Source organism: Streptomyces sp. UF-297, from assembly GCF_058245575.1.
This window is the reverse complement of record NZ_JBSIBZ010000001.1, coordinates 213,144-227,183: the sequence shown is the minus strand read 5'-3', so window position 1 is coordinate 227,183 and position 14,040 is coordinate 213,144. Positions and strand designations below refer to the sequence as shown.

11 protein-coding genes and 1 pseudogene are annotated in these 14,040 nt (G+C 72.8%); 3 read left to right on the top strand and 9 right to left on the bottom strand.

Annotated features, from left to right (window positions below; all coding sequences use genetic code 11):
* The first annotated feature begins 11 nt into the window (after window positions 1-11).
* A complete protein-coding gene (locus AC4IJH_RS01140) occupies window positions 12-923 on the top strand; it encodes a universal stress protein (RefSeq protein ID WP_490849516.1) in 912 nt (303 codons plus the stop codon).
* Window positions 924-969: 46 nt separating this feature from the next.
* Here the strand turns inward: AC4IJH_RS01140 and AC4IJH_RS01135 are convergent, their stop codons facing one another.
* The 8 genes from AC4IJH_RS01135 to AC4IJH_RS01100 form a co-directional block, all read right to left on the bottom strand.
* Window positions 970-1,476: a flavodoxin domain-containing protein gene (locus AC4IJH_RS01135; protein ID WP_490849515.1), complete on the bottom strand. Its 507-nt coding sequence runs from the start codon at window positions 1,474-1,476 to the stop codon at window positions 970-972.
* Between the two features lie 60 nt (window positions 1,477-1,536).
* Window positions 1,537-2,262, bottom strand: coding sequence for a CBS domain-containing protein (locus AC4IJH_RS01130; RefSeq protein WP_490849514.1), 726 nt, complete (start codon window positions 2,260-2,262; stop codon window positions 1,537-1,539).
* Between the two features lie 45 nt (window positions 2,263-2,307).
* Window positions 2,308-3,225, bottom strand: coding sequence for a universal stress protein (locus AC4IJH_RS01125; RefSeq protein ID WP_490849513.1), 918 nt, complete (start codon window positions 3,223-3,225; stop codon window positions 2,308-2,310).
* A gap of 53 nt (window positions 3,226-3,278) precedes the next feature.
* Entirely contained in the window at window positions 3,279-5,990 is a 2,712-nt protein-coding gene (locus AC4IJH_RS01120; protein WP_490849512.1) for a bifunctional acetate--CoA ligase family protein/GNAT family N-acetyltransferase, read from the bottom strand.
* 119 nt (window positions 5,991-6,109) lie between these two features.
* A complete protein-coding gene (locus AC4IJH_RS01115) occupies window positions 6,110-6,949 on the bottom strand; it encodes an HAD family hydrolase (protein ID WP_490849511.1) in 840 nt (279 codons plus the stop codon).
* The gene (locus AC4IJH_RS01110; protein WP_490849510.1) at window positions 6,946-7,230 is read right to left on the bottom strand and encodes a HypC/HybG/HupF family hydrogenase formation chaperone; all 285 of its coding nucleotides are present in this window, start codon (window positions 7,228-7,230) and stop codon (window positions 6,946-6,948) included. The genes AC4IJH_RS01115 and AC4IJH_RS01110 overlap by 4 nt, the downstream gene beginning before the upstream one ends.
* 5 nt (window positions 7,231-7,235) lie before the next feature.
* Window positions 7,236-9,572, bottom strand: a complete 2,337-nt coding sequence (gene hypF / locus AC4IJH_RS01105; protein WP_490849509.1) for a carbamoyltransferase HypF — start codon at window positions 9,570-9,572, stop codon at window positions 7,236-7,238.
* 5 nt (window positions 9,573-9,577) lie between these two features.
* Window positions 9,578-10,132 carry a hydrogenase maturation protease gene (locus AC4IJH_RS01100; protein WP_490849508.1) on the bottom strand — a complete coding sequence of 185 codons (555 nt, stop codon included), beginning with the start codon at window positions 10,130-10,132 and terminating at the stop codon, window positions 9,578-9,580.
* Window positions 10,133-10,406: 274 nt separating this feature from the next.
* Between AC4IJH_RS01100 and AC4IJH_RS01095 the strand changes: the two genes are divergently transcribed.
* Window positions 10,407-12,134 (top strand): GAF domain-containing sensor histidine kinase, encoded by a 1,728-nt coding sequence (locus AC4IJH_RS01095; protein WP_490849507.1) that lies wholly within the window; start codon window positions 10,407-10,409, stop codon window positions 12,132-12,134.
* Between the two features lie 190 nt (window positions 12,135-12,324).
* Here AC4IJH_RS01095 and AC4IJH_RS01090 read toward each other — a convergent pair whose 3' ends face one another.
* Complete coding sequence (locus AC4IJH_RS01090) at window positions 12,325-13,083, bottom strand: response regulator (RefSeq protein ID WP_490849506.1); 759 nt, start codon at window positions 13,081-13,083, stop codon at window positions 12,325-12,327.
* Window positions 13,084-13,406: 323 nt separating this feature from the next.
* Between AC4IJH_RS01090 and AC4IJH_RS01085 the strand changes: the two are divergent.
* A pseudogene (locus AC4IJH_RS01085) lies at window positions 13,407-14,009 on the top strand (DUF4389 domain-containing protein); the annotation flags it as partial.
* Between the last annotated feature and the right edge of the window lie 31 nt (window positions 14,010-14,040).

Sequence of the window (14,040 nt, the reverse complement as noted above, 5' to 3'; positions counted from 1 at the left end):
AGGTGTTCACCGTGCCCGGACCGATCGCCGTCGGACTGGACGGATCGCCCGAGAGCCTGGCGGCCGCGTCGTGGGCGGCCCGGGAGGCGCTGCGCCGGGGTGTGGCACTGCGGCTGGTGCACGCCGGGGAGGGGCTGGCGGCCACGGACGGGGAATCGGACCTGCCCGAACTCGCCGTCCCGCGACGCTGGGCACTGCGCACGCTGCGCGAAGCAGAGGAGCAACTCACCCTCCGCTACCCGGCGTTGCGCATCGCCTCGGAGCAGATACCGGCCGCCCCGGTCACCGCGCTGCCGGCCGCCGCCGAGGAAGCCGGACTGCTGGTGCTGGGCTCGCGCGGGCTCGGCGCGGTCGCCGGGTTCCTGGTCGGTTCGGTGGCGCTGGCGACCATCGCGCACGCGCGGCGGCCGGTGGTGCTCGTACGGTCCGGTCAGCGGGCCGAGGACGAGCACCTGCCGGATGCCGGCGGAAATCCGTCCACGGACACCGCGTACCGCGAGGTGGTGGTGGGCCTGGACCCGAGCTCCTCGTGCGAGGCCCTCATCGATTTCGCCTTCGACGCCGCTGCCCGGCGCGGGGCGCCGCTGCGGTGCGTCCACGCATGGAGTCCGCCCGCTTCGTACGAAGACTTCCCGGCGGCTGGTTACGAACAGGGCATCGACGCCGCGCACGAGGCGAAGGCGCGGCGGGCGGTCACGGCGGTGCTGGCGTCCTGGCGGGAGAAGTTCCCCGAGCAGGAGGTGAGCGAGCAGGTGGTCACCGGACGGGCCGCCCACCAACTGGTGGCGTCCGCGTCCCGTGCGGGGCTGATGGTCATCGGCCGCCGCAACCGCCGCTCGGCCCTCGGCACGCACATCGGCCCGGTCGCCCACGCGGTCATCCACCACGCCCTGTGCCCGGTCGCGGTCGTTCCGCACGACTGAGGGCCCAACGGCCCACGCTCTTCGGGGGCGCGTAGTGCCCCTGTGGTCAGGGCCGGTCTTCGTGCAGGTCCGTGGCGATGCCGTGGGCCCAGCCGCGGATCTGCTCGAAGTCCCGCCAGTCGCCGGCCGCTCCGCGCTTGACCATCGACCGGGCGAGCCAGCCTTTCGCTTCCGCAGTGAGGCGGCCGCCGAAGGTGATGTGGCCGCGCGCACCCACGCGCGACATGGCGCGCCGTACGCCGCCGACGGGCGGGATCTGCTTCTCGGCGGCCTTCGCGTCGAGTGGGCCGCTGCTGAAGAACCACACCTGGCGGTCGCACAGTTCACCGGACAGCCTGCGGACGAAGCGGCGGGCGTCGCGGTGCCAGCGGCCGGCGTACAGGGCGCCCCCCAGGATCACCGCGTCGTACGCGGCCAGGTCTTTCACGTCCGCGGCGGACCGGGACGTGGCGTCGTGGCCCTCCTTGCAGAGGGTCGTCGCGATCTCGTCGGCGATTCCTGCCGTCGACTGGTTCCGGGACCCGTAGGCGACCAGAATGCACGCTGTCTTCATGAGAATTCACCTCACCGTGTCGATGTGAAACCAGCGCTGTGCCGGTGCTCCGGCCAGTGGTCAGAGCTTGCGCAGCCACTCCTCCGTAACACCGTGCAGGGCCTGCTCGGTGGGCCGCAGATGGGAGTCGTCCTCCTGGTAGCCCAGGTGGTCCAACACGCTCACGACACCGTCGATACGGCCCGCGAGCCGGACCGCTATACCCGTCTCACTGCGTCGCTGGAGGGTGCCGCTGAGAGTGACGACCCCGTCGCGGACCTCGACGTCGATGGTGTTGGGGGCCAGCCACAGCGTTTGGACGAGCACCGCGTCGATGATCTCGTCGCGTATGTGCTCGTCGGAGCGGCGGAAGACGGAGAGGAGGTCGCTGCGGGTGACGATGCCCATCAGACGGCCCTCTTCGTCGACGACGGGCAGTCGTTCGACATGGTGGTCGGCCATGGTCCGGGCCGCTTCGACGACGCTCTGGCGCGGGCCGACGGTCACGGCGGGCGCGGACATCAAAGCCCGCGCAGTCCGGCCGTGTTCCTTGGCCTGTGCGGTGCGCCCGTGCCTGGTGAGCGGTATCCGGGCGTACCAGGGGCGCGGCCGGTCGGACTGGGCGGCCTGATGGAACATCAGGTCCGTCTCGGAGAGCACCCCCAGCACCTTGTCGTCCTCGTCCACCACGGGCACACCGCTGATGGCGTGCCGTCCCAGGAGCCGGGCGACCTCCTTGTAGGAGGCGTCAGGGCCGGTCCTGATCACCTCACGGTTCATGACCTGGCCGATCAGCCGGTGCTTCATCTCGTTTCCCTCTCTTTCCGGTTCCGGTCTTTCCAGTGGGGTGGGTCAGTCGACGGGGACCAGGACCACAGGACAGTGCGCGTGGTGGAGCACCGCGTGGGTGACCGGGCCCACCTGGAGGCCGAAGCGGCGCGGCCGGCGGTGTACGGCCAGGATGATCACGTCGGCGTGTTCGCTCGCCTCGACCAGCGCGTGCCCGCTGTTCTGCCAGACGGCCTCGGCCTGGACGTCGACCTGGGGGAACTCCTGACCGAGCGCCCCGACCGCGAACCGCGGGATGGTCTCGGCCGACTTACGCAGCACCTCCACCTCGTCCCAGGACAGCCGGGAGGGCCGGGGTTGTTCACCGTGCGGTGCCAGCGGTGCTGCGGGGTACTGCCAGGCGTGCAGCACCCGTAACCCGGCGCCGCGGCGTGCCGCCTCCTCGTACCCGAAGCGCACGGCCGCCGTATCCCTGTCCGTCTTGACACCGAGAAGGACGGTACCCCGGCTCTCTTCAGGCGTGGATCCGCCTCGGACCACCATGAGCGGGGTGGTGCAGTGCGCCGCCATCCGCAGGCTGACCGAGCCCAGGAGCAGTCCGGCGAAGCCGCCGTGGCCACGGGTGCCGACGACGGTGAGCGAGGCGGTACGGCCGCAGCGCAGCAGGGCGTGGGCGGCGGACTCTGTGGTCAGGGAGGGGATGACGGTCAGGTCCGGGACACGGGCGCGGGCCCGTTCGGCGGCGGCGTCCACCAGGCGGCGGGCGCTGGCGTACAGGAGCTTTCCGTCCTTGTCCGGCACGCCGAAGTCGGGAAGCGGGTGCTTGCCCCAGGGCCAGCCGCACAGGATCTCCAGCGCGGTGTTGCGGCTGCGGGCCTCGTCGGCGGCGCGGTCCAGGGCCCGTACGGCGGGGTCCGAACCGTCGAAGCCGACGAGCACCCGGCCGTGGGGTGGCGAGCCGGTGTGCTGTGCGGGTGCCATCGTGGGCTCCTTCCTCCGTGTCCGGGAGGGGCGGCGGTGTCACCGTCGGCTGGTCAGCGTGCGCGCAGCCGCCGCAGGTAGGGGTCGCGGGCGGTGCGGGGCAGCAGCCGGATGCGTACGTCCAGCGGGGAGATGCCGTCCGGGCGGGCCAGGACGGGGTTGAGGTCGGCCTCGGCGAGCTGGGGCAGGTCGCAGGCCATCTTCGACAGCCGCAGCAACAGCTGCTCCAGCCCTTCCAGGTCGACCGCGCCGCCTCCTCGGTAGCCGAACAGCAGCGGCGCGCAACGGGGCGCGGTGATCAGGGCGTGCACGTCGTGATCGGTGAGCGGGGCCAGGCGGGCGGCGTGGTCGGCGAGGACTTCGGTGGCCGTACCGCCGAGCCCGAAGAGGACCAGCGGTCCGAAGACCTGGTCCTGGACGACGCCTGCGACCAGTTCGACACCGCGGCCCGCCATGGGCTGCAGGACGGCGCCCGTCATCACCTCGCCGAAGGCGCCGAGGAGTTCGCGGTAGGCCGCGCGGATCTGCTCACAGCCCTGGAGGTCCAGGCGGAGTGCGCCCACGTCGCTCTTGTGCAGCAGGCCCGGCCAGTATGCCTTCAGGGCCGTGTGGCCGCCGCCGAGGCGCTCGGCCGCGGCCACCGCCTGGTCCTCGCTGGTGACCCACGCCCAGGGCTGCTGGCGGATGCCGTAGGCGTCCAGCAGCGCACCGCACAGCCGCGGGTCGGCCCAGCCGCCGGCGGGGTGGGCGCGCAGGTAGTCCTCGACGAGCGCGGTGGCCGCGGCGCTGTCCACGCGGTCCAACTCGGGTACCGATCCCCGGGGTTGGTCGCGCCAGTGGGCGTAGGAGACGGCGTGGGCCAGTGCCCGTGCGGCGGTCGACGGCTCGGCGTACGACGGGACGGCCGCCGTTCCGCCTTGGGCGCCGTCGTGCCCGTGAAGCAGCCGCACGGGCACGTCCTGGTCGAGCAGGGCCGCGACGACCGGGCGGAGCCTGGGCCCGGCCGGGGGGACGAGGGAACGGGCCGGTTCGTCCCCGGTCGCCGCGGCGAGGGCGGTGGGCACCAGCACCACCAGTACGGCGTCCACGGCGCCGTGCCCGGTCAACGCGTCCAGACAGGCGTCCAGTTGGGCTTCGGTCACGGCGGCGGTGGTGTCCACGGGATTGACGGCGCACGCCCCCGGGGGCAGCGCCGCGAGCAGCTGATCGATGAGCGGTACCGGCAGTTCGGGCACGCTCAGCCCGGCCTCCGCGCAGGCGTCGGCGGCGAGGACGGCGGCGCCGCCCGCGTTGCTGACCACGGCGATACGCGGGCCCGCGGGCAGCGGCTGGGAGTGCAGGAGGGCCGCGGTGGCGACCAGGTCGCCGATGCTGTCGGTGGCGATGACGCCGGCCTGGGTGAACAGGGCGCGGCGGGTCATGGTGGGGGTGGCGATGGCCGCGGTGTGCGAGGCCGCCGCGCGCCGTCCTGCCTCCGAGCGGCCCGCGTCCACGGTCAGTACGGGCATGGTGCGGGCCACCCGGCGGGCCGTACGGGAGAAGGCGCGCGGGTTGCCGAAGGACTCCAGGTGCAGCAGCGCCAGATCGGTGCGCCGGTCGCACTCCCACCACTGGAGCAGGTCGTTGCCGCTGACGTCGTACTTGTCGCCGAGCGAGACGAAGCTGGAGACGCCGATGCCCAGCCGGTCCAGCGCGCCCAGCAGCGCGATGCCCACTCCCCCGGACTGCACGGCCACCCCTGCGGTCCCCGGCCGGGGCGCGGCGGCGGCGAAGGTGGCATTCAGCCGCACGCCGTCTTCGGTGGTGGCCAGGCCCAGGCAGTTGGGGCCCACCAGCCGCATGCCGTGGCGGCGGCAGGCCGCCAGCAGCCCGGCGGCCCCGTCCTCGTCGAGCCCGGAGGTGAGGGTGAGCAGTGCCCGTACGCCGTGCTTGCCGCAGCTCTCGGCAGTCTCCGGTACCGCGTGGGCGGGGACGGCGAGCACGGCCAGGTCCGGGACGAGCGGCAGGTCCTCGACGGACGGGCGGCAGGGGATGCCCGCGATGGTGTCGGCGTGCGGGTTCACCGCGAACAGCGGGCCGGTGAAGCCGTGTTCGCAGATGTTGCGCAGTACGGCGCGGCCGACCGATCCGGGCGACCGCCCCGCACCGATCACCGCGACCGACTGCGGCCGCAGCAGCGGGACCAGGCTGGCGACGTCGGCGGTACGGCCCCGGGCGTCGACGGCGCTCAAGTAGAGCTCGTCCGCGTCGAGTTCGATGGTGCAGTGCGCCTCGGAGCCCTCGAAGCGGCGGCTGGTGCGCAGCCCGAGGTCGGCAATCACCCTGAGCATCAGGTGGTTCTCGGAGAGGGCGTCGGCGGTCAAGGAGCGGATGCCGACGGACCGGGCGGCGTGGGCCAGGTGTTCCAGGAGCAGGGTGCCGATGCCGTGGTGGTGCCAGGCGTCGGCGACCGCCAGTCCGATGTCCGCCGTGGTGGGCTCGGCGGGCGAGCGCTGGAACTCCGCCGTCCCGACCACCTCGTCACCCACCAGCGCCAGCAGCGCCCGCGCGTCCGGGCCGGCGGCGGCGCACATCCGCGCCGCGGCCTGTTCGGCGGAGCGCGACCCCACCGTGAAGAACCGCAGCCGCAGGTTCTCCGGCGACATGTCGGTGAACAGCCGCAGTATCCGCTCCCGGTCGCCGGGCCGGGCGGACCGGATGCGGACCGTGGTGCCGTCGGACAGCAGGGCGTGTATGTCGTCTCCTGGCCGCTTGCCGGTCGTCATCTCAGCTCCTTCTGCTGACGCTGCTGTTGCCAGCCTCCGCCTCGCGGACCGGGCGTCCCATGTGCCGTACGGGCCGTTCCGTGGGCCACTCGGCCCGGGTACCGGCACGGGAGGTGCCCTCACGGCGGGGGCAGCAGTTCCGTGAGCCCGCGCACCACATGCGCCGCGCCGCGCTCGTACAACTCGACCGCGTGCTCGGCGCGGCCCTGGCGGTCCAGGCCGATCGCCGGCCCGAAGCCGCCGCGGCGCGCCGCCGTCATCCACGCGGGTGCCGCCACCACGACCGCGGTGCGCGCGGGCCGGGCCCGAAGCAGCCGCGCGGCCATCAGCAGCAGGGCCGGATCCGGGCTCCCCACGACCCCCGTGCGTACGCATTCGCGGCCGTCCACGACGGCGTCGAAGCGGTGCGTCACACCGGCGGCGTCCAGCAGATCGCGGGCCCGGTGGGAGGCGGAGACCGCGGCGACCGGCACGGCGTGCCGGCGCAGTGCCCCCACCAGCCGCAGGCTGTCGGGCCATACGGCCGCTCCCTGGCGCTCGACGTACGCGGCGAAGAGCCGGTCCTCGTGGGCGGCCAGCGCCCGGACCGGGTCGTCGCCCCGCTCGCCGGTGACATCGGGTACGGGGATGCCGCGGGAGGCGAGGAAGGCGCGGACGCCGTCCTGGCGCGTGCGGCCCTGGAAGCAACGGCGGAAGTCGGCGTCGGGGTCGAACGGCCGCACGGCCTGCCGCGGCAGGTACTCGGTGTGCCGCAGGAATGCGTCGACGGCGCGCTGCCAGGCGAGGGCATGCAGCCGTGCGGTGTCGGTCACCACGCCCTCCACGCCGATGAGCAGAGCCTGGCACTGCAGCAACCCCAGCGGCCGGAAGACGTCGGCGCCAACCGGCGCGGGGACGTACGGGTACGTGCGCGGGAACGGCCGTGTGCGGCGCTCCCGCTGGTGGGTGGTCGTGGTCATCCTTCCTCCTCGGCCGGGGGCGCGGCGGGCAGCGGCTCGCCCAGCTCACCTGCCACGGCGTCCGCCATGGCCCGCAGTACGTCGAGCGTGCGGGCGGCCTCGGCCTCGTCGACGGTGGTGATGGCAAAGCCGACGTGCACCACGACGTAGTCGCCGGTGCCGGCCTGCGGCGTATAGGCCAGGCAGGCCTCGCGGCGCACCCCGCCGAAGTCGACGGTGGCCATCGGCAGTCCGGCGCTGTCGTAGATCTGCAGTACCCGGCCGGGTATTCCCAGGCACATCGCGCTCAGCCTCTCTTCAGGCGGGCGGCGGCGACGGCCGCCTGCCCGTAACTGATGCCGCCGTCGCCGACCGGCACCGCGCTGCCCACCAGTACGCGCAGCCCCTGGGCGCGCAGCAGCCGTTGGACGTCGGTGAGCAGGCGGCGGTTGGCGAAACAGCCGCCGCCCAGGCACACGGTGCGCGGTGCGCCGTCGGCGATGGCCCGCTCGACCAGGGCGGCCGTGACCTCGGCGACCGTGGTGTGGAAGGCGGCTGCCAGGTGCGGCACCGGGGTGCGGTGTCCGAGGCCTTCCAGGAGCGCGGTGAGGGTGGGGGCCGGGTCGTACACCCACAGGCCCTCGCTGCGCACCAGCCGCCAGGGCAGGGCCCGTTGGCGCGCGTGCCCCGCGGCGCTCTCCAGCGCGATGGCGGCCTGGCCTTCGTAGGAGATCTCGCCGGCCAGGCCCAGCAGCGCGGCGACGGCGTCGAAGAGGCGCCCGGCGCTGGAGGCACGTGGGCAGTTGAGCCGGCGGCGGATCATGGCCCGTACGACCGCGACGTCCCGTGCCGGCAGACGGTCGGTGAGCTGCCGGGCCAGTTCGGGTGGCGGGGGCGGCACTCCGAGGATTTCCAGGCCGTGCAGGTATCCGAGGGCCATGCGCTCGGGCCGGCGGACCGCGGCCTCGCCGCCGGGCAGCGGGGCTGTGGCGAAGCGACCGACCCTACGGTAGCCGGTGTAGTCGGCGACCAGGATCTCGCCGCCCCACAGCGTGCCGTCGTCGCCCATGCCCAGTCCGTCGTAGGCGACGCCCAGGAAGGGGCCGCGCAGGCCGTGTTCGGCGGCGCAGGCGGCGATGTGCGCGTGGTGGTGCTGGACGGGGATGCGCTGTTCGGCCGGGAAGCCGGCTGCCCATTGGGTGGAGAGATAGCCGGGGTGCAGATCGTGTGCGACGGCCTGCGGTGCGATGCCGGTGAGCCGGACCAGGTCGGCGTAGGCGCGCTCGAAGGCCTCCAGGGTGCGGGCGTCGGCGAGGTCGCCGGTATGCGCGCCGAGCACCGCGAAGCGGCCCGTTGCCAGGGTGAGCGTGTGCTTGGACTGCGCGCCGGCGGCGACCAGGGGGACGGGCGTACGCATGGGCAGGGGCAGCGGCGCGGGGGCGTAGCCGCGGGCCCTGCGCACGGTGAGCACCCGGCCGCGTACGGCCTGCACGACGGAGTCGTCGTAACGGGAGTGGATCTCCCGGTCGTGGGACAGGAAGCCGTCGGCCACCTCGGCCAGCCGCTCCCGCGCGTCGAAGTCGTCGATGGCGATGGGCTCTTCGGAGCGGTTGCCGCTGGTGACCACCAGGGGGCGGTCCAGATCGCGCAGCAGGAGGTGGTGAAGGCCGGTGGTGGGCAGGAAGAGACCGATGCGCGCGGTGCCGGGATGGACGTCCGAGGCGCATACGCGGCTGTCAGGGCGTGCGGCGAGCAGCACGACGGGGCGGGCCGGGGACGTGAGGAGACGGGACTCGGTGCGGCTCGGGACGGCCAGGCGACGGGCCTCGTCGAGGCCGGTCACCATCACGGCGAGCGGCTTGTGCGGTCGGTGCTTGCGCTGCCGCAGGGCGAGTACGGCAGCCGACTGCCGCGCATCGCACAGGAGTTGGTAGCCACCGAGGCCCTTGAGAGCAAGAATTCCGCCACCTGCAATCAGGTCCTCGGCTGCCCGGAGTGCGGCAGGGCCGGATACGGCGGCGCCGTTCGCGGCCCGGCCTGCGATCTGCGGGTACCAGGACAGCCTGGGCCCGCACCGGGGGCAGGCCAGCGGCTCGGCGTGGAAGCGCCGGTCGCGGGGATCGCGGTACTCGGCGGCGCACGCCCGGCACAGCGGGAAGTGGCGCATCGTGGTCCGCGACCGGTCGTACGGCAGGTCCTCGATCACCGTGGCGCGTGGTCCACAGTCCGTGCAGGTGATGAACGGGTAGCGGAAGCGCCGGGCCCGCGGGTCGAACAGCTCGGCCAGGCACGCATCACAGATCGCGGTGTCCGGGGGAATCTCCCGTGGCGTGTCGTGCCGGTGCGCCGCCAGACTGCGGCGGACGTGGAAACCGCTACCCGGCGGCGGGACTTCAGCCCCTGTCTCGGCGACCTGGACGCGGCGCACGGAGGCCATAGGCGGTGCTTGGTCGTGCAGTCGGACAGCGAAGTGGGTCAGAGCGTCCGCATCACCTGCGGCGTCGACCACGACATGGCCGTCGACGTTGCGTACCCAGCCGTCCAGGCCCAAGTCCTGCGCGAGCCGGTGCACGAAGGGGCGGAAGCCCACCCCCTGTACGGTGCCGTACACCTCGATACGGTGCGCCTGCCGCCGCGCGGGCACGGCCGTCACCCGCCTGGACGGCGGGCGGGGCCACTGGAGCCGCACTGGTCGTGCGAGGCGCCCGTCCCGCGCGCGGCGGCGTGACGATGGCGGACGATCTCGGCCTCCACCGCCTCCACCAGGGGCGCCACCGCTTGGGCCACGGCCGGTGACAGTCCGGTGCCGAGTGAGCTGTCCGCTCCCTCGACGGCCAGGACGAGCAACCGGCCGGGCAACCGGCCCAGCGCGTCGCCGAGTTCGATGGCTTCACCGAGCCCGAGGCCGTGCGAACTGGCCGCGGACGGCTGTGCGTACGAGCCACAGTGGTCGAGTCGGTGGATACGGCCGGGGTGGCCTGGGTGGGCGTGCGCCGCGTCGACCACCACGGCCAGCTCGGCCCCCTCCCACAGGGAGATGAGCCGTCCCGGGTCCCCGTCACAGTCCGCGAGCCGGACCGACGGAGGCAGCGGCCGCAGCAGCGCCCGCTCGCGCAGCCGCTCGACCACGGCCGGCCCGATGCCGTCGTCCCGGCGGAAGGCGTTGCCCACACCGATCACAGCGATCCGGGGTGGCTCGGACATCGATGCCTCCCACCACGCGTCACCGCCCCGGCCCTTCGCCGAGGTCTGGTTCCAGCGTGCGGTGGCCGGGCCGCGGCGGCGTGGGGCCGAATGGCCCTCAACGGGTGCCGAACCGCCTCTCTCCTGCCGCCCAGGGCCGCTGCGGAGAGCGCGGTGAAAGACCCACCCGGAGGGCACGTACCTAAACCGGCCACAAGCGCACGACGGCGTCCGTTCCCCACCGCACCCGACTAGTCTGCTGCGCAAGACTGTTCGGATGTGGGGGGTGCGCACCATGTCGGACGCAGCCGGCGACGACCGGCCGAAACGCCCCTCGGCCCTGCCTCAACTCCGCCTGGACGAGCTCCTGGCCGAGCTCCAGACCCGGCTTGACGCCGCCCGGGCCACTCAAAGCCGGATGCACAACCTGCTGGAGGCCGTACTGAGCGTCGGCCGGGAACTGGACCTCTCGCACGTGCTGCGGGACATCGTCCAGGCCGCAGTGGTCCTGACCGATGCCGAGTACGGAGCGCTCGGTGTCGTCGGTGAAGGGCAGTACCTGACGGACTTCCTCCCGATCGGCCTCACGGACGAACTCATCGCACAGATCGGCCCGTTGCCGTCCGGGCACGGCATCCTCGGTGAGCTGATCCGCCACCCCGAGCCGCTGCGGCTCCCCGACCTCACCCAGCACCCCAACAGCTACGGCTTTCCCGAGCACCACCCGCCGATGCGCACCTTCCTCGGCGTCCCCATCCGGGTACGCGAGGAAGTCTTCGGCAACCTCTACCTCACAGAGAAGCGCGGCGGCGCGCCGTTCGACGCTGACGACGAAGCGGTGCTGACCACCCTCGCGGTCGCGGCCGGGGTCGCCATCGACAACGCCCGCCTCTACCACGAGAGCCTGCGTCGCGAGCAGCGCTTGGAAGCGCTCGGTGAGATCACCCGCAGTCTGCTCACCGGTACGAGCGTGGCCGAGGCGCTGAGCCTGATCGCCCGGCGTGCCCTGGAGGTGGCCCACGCGGACTCGGCGGCAGTGCTGCTGCCCGTACACAGCACCGATGAGCTCGCCGTGAAGGTTGCCCACGGCCAGGACGCCGAGCAGCTGAGAGGCCGGGCCATCCCCGCCCAGGGCTCCCTGGCCGGGCTGGCGGCCCGCACCGGCGAGGCGGTCGTCACGGCGGACATCCGCAGCGATCCCCGTGCTCACGCGCTGCCCCATTTCAGCTCCGGGCACGGCCCGGCAGTCGCCGTCCCCCTGCTGGTCGGGGAGGACGCCTCGGGTGCACTGCGGCTGAGCCGCCTGGCCGGCCGGCCGCCGTTCGACGACAGCGAGGTGGAACTGCTTGCCGGGTTCGCCGCCCAGGCCGCCCTCGCCCTCGAACTCGGCCGTCATCGTCAGGAGGCCGAGCAGATCGCCCTGCTCCAGGACCGCGACCGCATCGCCCGCGATCTGCACGACCTGGCCATCCAGCGGCTCTTCGCCACCGGCATGACCCTGCAGAGCACGGGCCGCTTGATCGACCGTCCCGAAGCCGCCGACCGCGTCGGGCGGGCAGTGGACGACCTCGACGAAACCATCAAGATCATCCGCTCCACGATCTTCGCCCTGCGCACCGACGGCTCTCCGCGCGCGGCGTCCGGTCTGCGCCGCCGCATCGTCGACACCGTCACGGCAGCCACCGAACCGCTGGGCTTCGCACCCTCTCTGCGGATGGACGGTCCCGTCGACACCGATATCCCCCAGGAGACCGCCAACCACCTCCTGGCCGTGCTCGCCGAAGCCCTCAGCAACACCGCCCGGCACGCGCACGCCCGGCACGCAGGCGTCTCCCTGACGGTCGCCGACGAGATCGTCCTCACCGTCACCGACGACGGCGTCGGCATGGGCGGCAGCGCCCGCGACGGCGGCATCGCCAACATGCGAACACGCGCCGAACTCCTGGGTGGAGAGCTCAAATTGACTTGTCCTGATGGTGCCGGGACGCGGCTCGTGTGGCGGGTACCGCTGCCGCGGGACTGACCCGCGGGCAGCACGCTCGCACTCCGCCCAGGAGCGGGGAGGGCCAGTGGCCCCCACGAGGCCGTGCTGCTCTCCCCGCTCGGCACGCCCCAGTGGAACGCTGCGTACGTCCCAGGCGGTGTCGCCCGGCCTGGAGCCGGACCCGGCCTGAACCCGGACGATCCAGGTGCAACGCGACTGAGAGCGCTCGTCACCCTTTCCCGGTGCCGCTCCCGCGCTCACGGTCGGCGGCACCGGAAACACTCTGGCCGCCGCCCCGCCCCTCCTCGCGTTCACGAATCCGCTCCGCCAGCACCGCGGCCTGGATACGCCGCCCGACACCGAGCTTGGACAGGATCGCCGAGATGCGGTTCTTGACGGTCTTCTCCGCCAGATAGAGCCGCTCGGCGATCTGCCGGTTGGTCAGTCCCTCCCCGATCAGCTCCAGGATCTCCCGCTCGCGCGGGGACAACCGCTCCAACTCCGGCGGCCCGGCCTCCTCTTGGCCCCGCACCCGGGCCATCACCCGGGTGGTCGCCCCGGGGTCCAGCATCGACTTCCCTGCGGCTACGGTCCGTACCGCCGAGATGAGATCGGATCCCTTGATCTGTTTGAGGACATAGCCCGCCGCCCCCGCCATGATGGCGTCGAAGAGCGCCTCGTCGTCATCGAACGAGGTCAGCATCAAGCACGCCAACCCCGGCAACTGCGCCTTCAGATCCCTGCACACCTGGATGCCCTCGTGATCGCCGCCCTCGGTCTCCGAACCGAGCCGGACGTCGAGCACGGCCACCTGGGGGCGGACGGCCGGCGCGCGGGCCATCGCGCTCCTGCTGTCCGCCGCCTCGCCGACCACCTCGATGTCGGGCTCTGCGTCGAGCAGATCGCGCAGCCCCCTGCGCACCACCTCGTGGTCGTCCAGGAGAAAGACCCGGATCGGGGCCCCGGTCTTCGGTGTTGGTGCAGTCATCGCGCGATGCTCCGTCCCGTTCCCGCTGTGAATCCGGCACGCTGCCGTGCGCCGTGCGTGTCTTCACCCTTCCCCTGTTCCCGGCATCGGGAAAGGGCCGAGTGGCCCCTCACCCTTGCGGCGGATCCCCACCCCGTACAGGTGCCGTGCGGGCCTGTCGAGGGGGCCATCGGCCCCAAGACGAGCCGCTGCGAGCAGAGTTCGCTACCCCCACATCCGACGCCGGCGCACCGGCCGACGAGGCGCTCGTTGAGGGGAGAACCCATGTGCACGAGAAGGGGAACACCTCGGGCCGCAGCAGTGCGGCCGCTGTTCCTGTCCGTGTGGAAGCGACCCTCGATACACGCCTGTCCCGCTGGCTGTGGCTGGTGAAGTGGCTGCTGACCATCCCGCACTGGATCGCGCTGGCCTTCTTGTGGATCGCCTTCATCACCGTGAGCGTGGTGGCGTTCTTCGCGGTCCTGATCACCGCCCGCTATCCGCGAGCGCTGTTCGACTTCAATGTGGGGGTGCTGCGCTGGACATGGCGCGCGTCGTACTACTCCTACAACGCGCTCGGCACCGACCGCTACCCGCCGTTCACCCTGGCCGACATACCGGACTACCCGGCGCACTTCGACGTCCGATACCCCCAACAGCATGCGCGTGGGCTGGTGTTGGTGAAGTGGTGGCTGCTGGCGCTGCCGCACTATGCCGTCGTCGGGACCTTCACATCCGGGCTGTGGCACTGGGGCGGGCTGATCGGTCTCCTGGTGCTGTTCGCCGCCGCGCTGCTGCTCACCGGCCGATACTCCAAGGGCCTGTTCGACCTCTTCGTCGGCCTCAACCGCTGGGCCCTGCGGGTAGCCGCGTACGTGGCCCTGCTGACCGACTCCTACCCGCCCTTCCGGCTGGACCAGGGCGGCCCGGAAGCAGCCCAGCGACCATGGACGCGGAGTGCCGGCAGCGGAGCCCAGG

Excerpts from the sequence above, each read along its gene's own strand:
- AC4IJH_RS01135 (WP_490849515.1), bottom strand. The coding sequence starts at position 1,476 with ATGAAGACAGCGTGCATTCTGGTCGCCTACGGGTCCCGGAACCAGTCG.
- AC4IJH_RS01130 (WP_490849514.1), bottom strand. The coding sequence starts at position 2,262 with ATGAAGCACCGGCTGATCGGCCAGGTCATGAACCGTGAGGTGATCAGG.
- AC4IJH_RS01125 (WP_490849513.1), bottom strand. The coding sequence starts at position 3,225 with ATGGCACCCGCACAGCACACCGGCTCGCCACCCCACGGCCGGGTGCTC.
- AC4IJH_RS01120 (WP_490849512.1), bottom strand. The coding sequence starts at position 5,990 with ATGACGACCGGCAAGCGGCCAGGAGACGACATACACGCCCTGCTGTCC.
- AC4IJH_RS01115 (WP_490849511.1), bottom strand. The coding sequence starts at position 6,949 with ATGACCACGACCACCCACCAGCGGGAGCGCCGCACACGGCCGTTCCCG.
- AC4IJH_RS01110 (WP_490849510.1), bottom strand. The coding sequence starts at position 7,230 with ATGTGCCTGGGAATACCCGGCCGGGTACTGCAGATCTACGACAGCGCC.
- AC4IJH_RS01100 (WP_490849508.1), bottom strand. The coding sequence starts at position 10,132 with ATGTCCGAGCCACCCCGGATCGCTGTGATCGGTGTGGGCAACGCCTTC.
- AC4IJH_RS01095 (WP_490849507.1), top strand. The coding sequence starts at position 10,407 with ATGTCGGACGCAGCCGGCGACGACCGGCCGAAACGCCCCTCGGCCCTG.
- AC4IJH_RS01090 (WP_490849506.1), bottom strand. The coding sequence starts at position 13,083 with ATGACTGCACCAACACCGAAGACCGGGGCCCCGATCCGGGTCTTTCTC.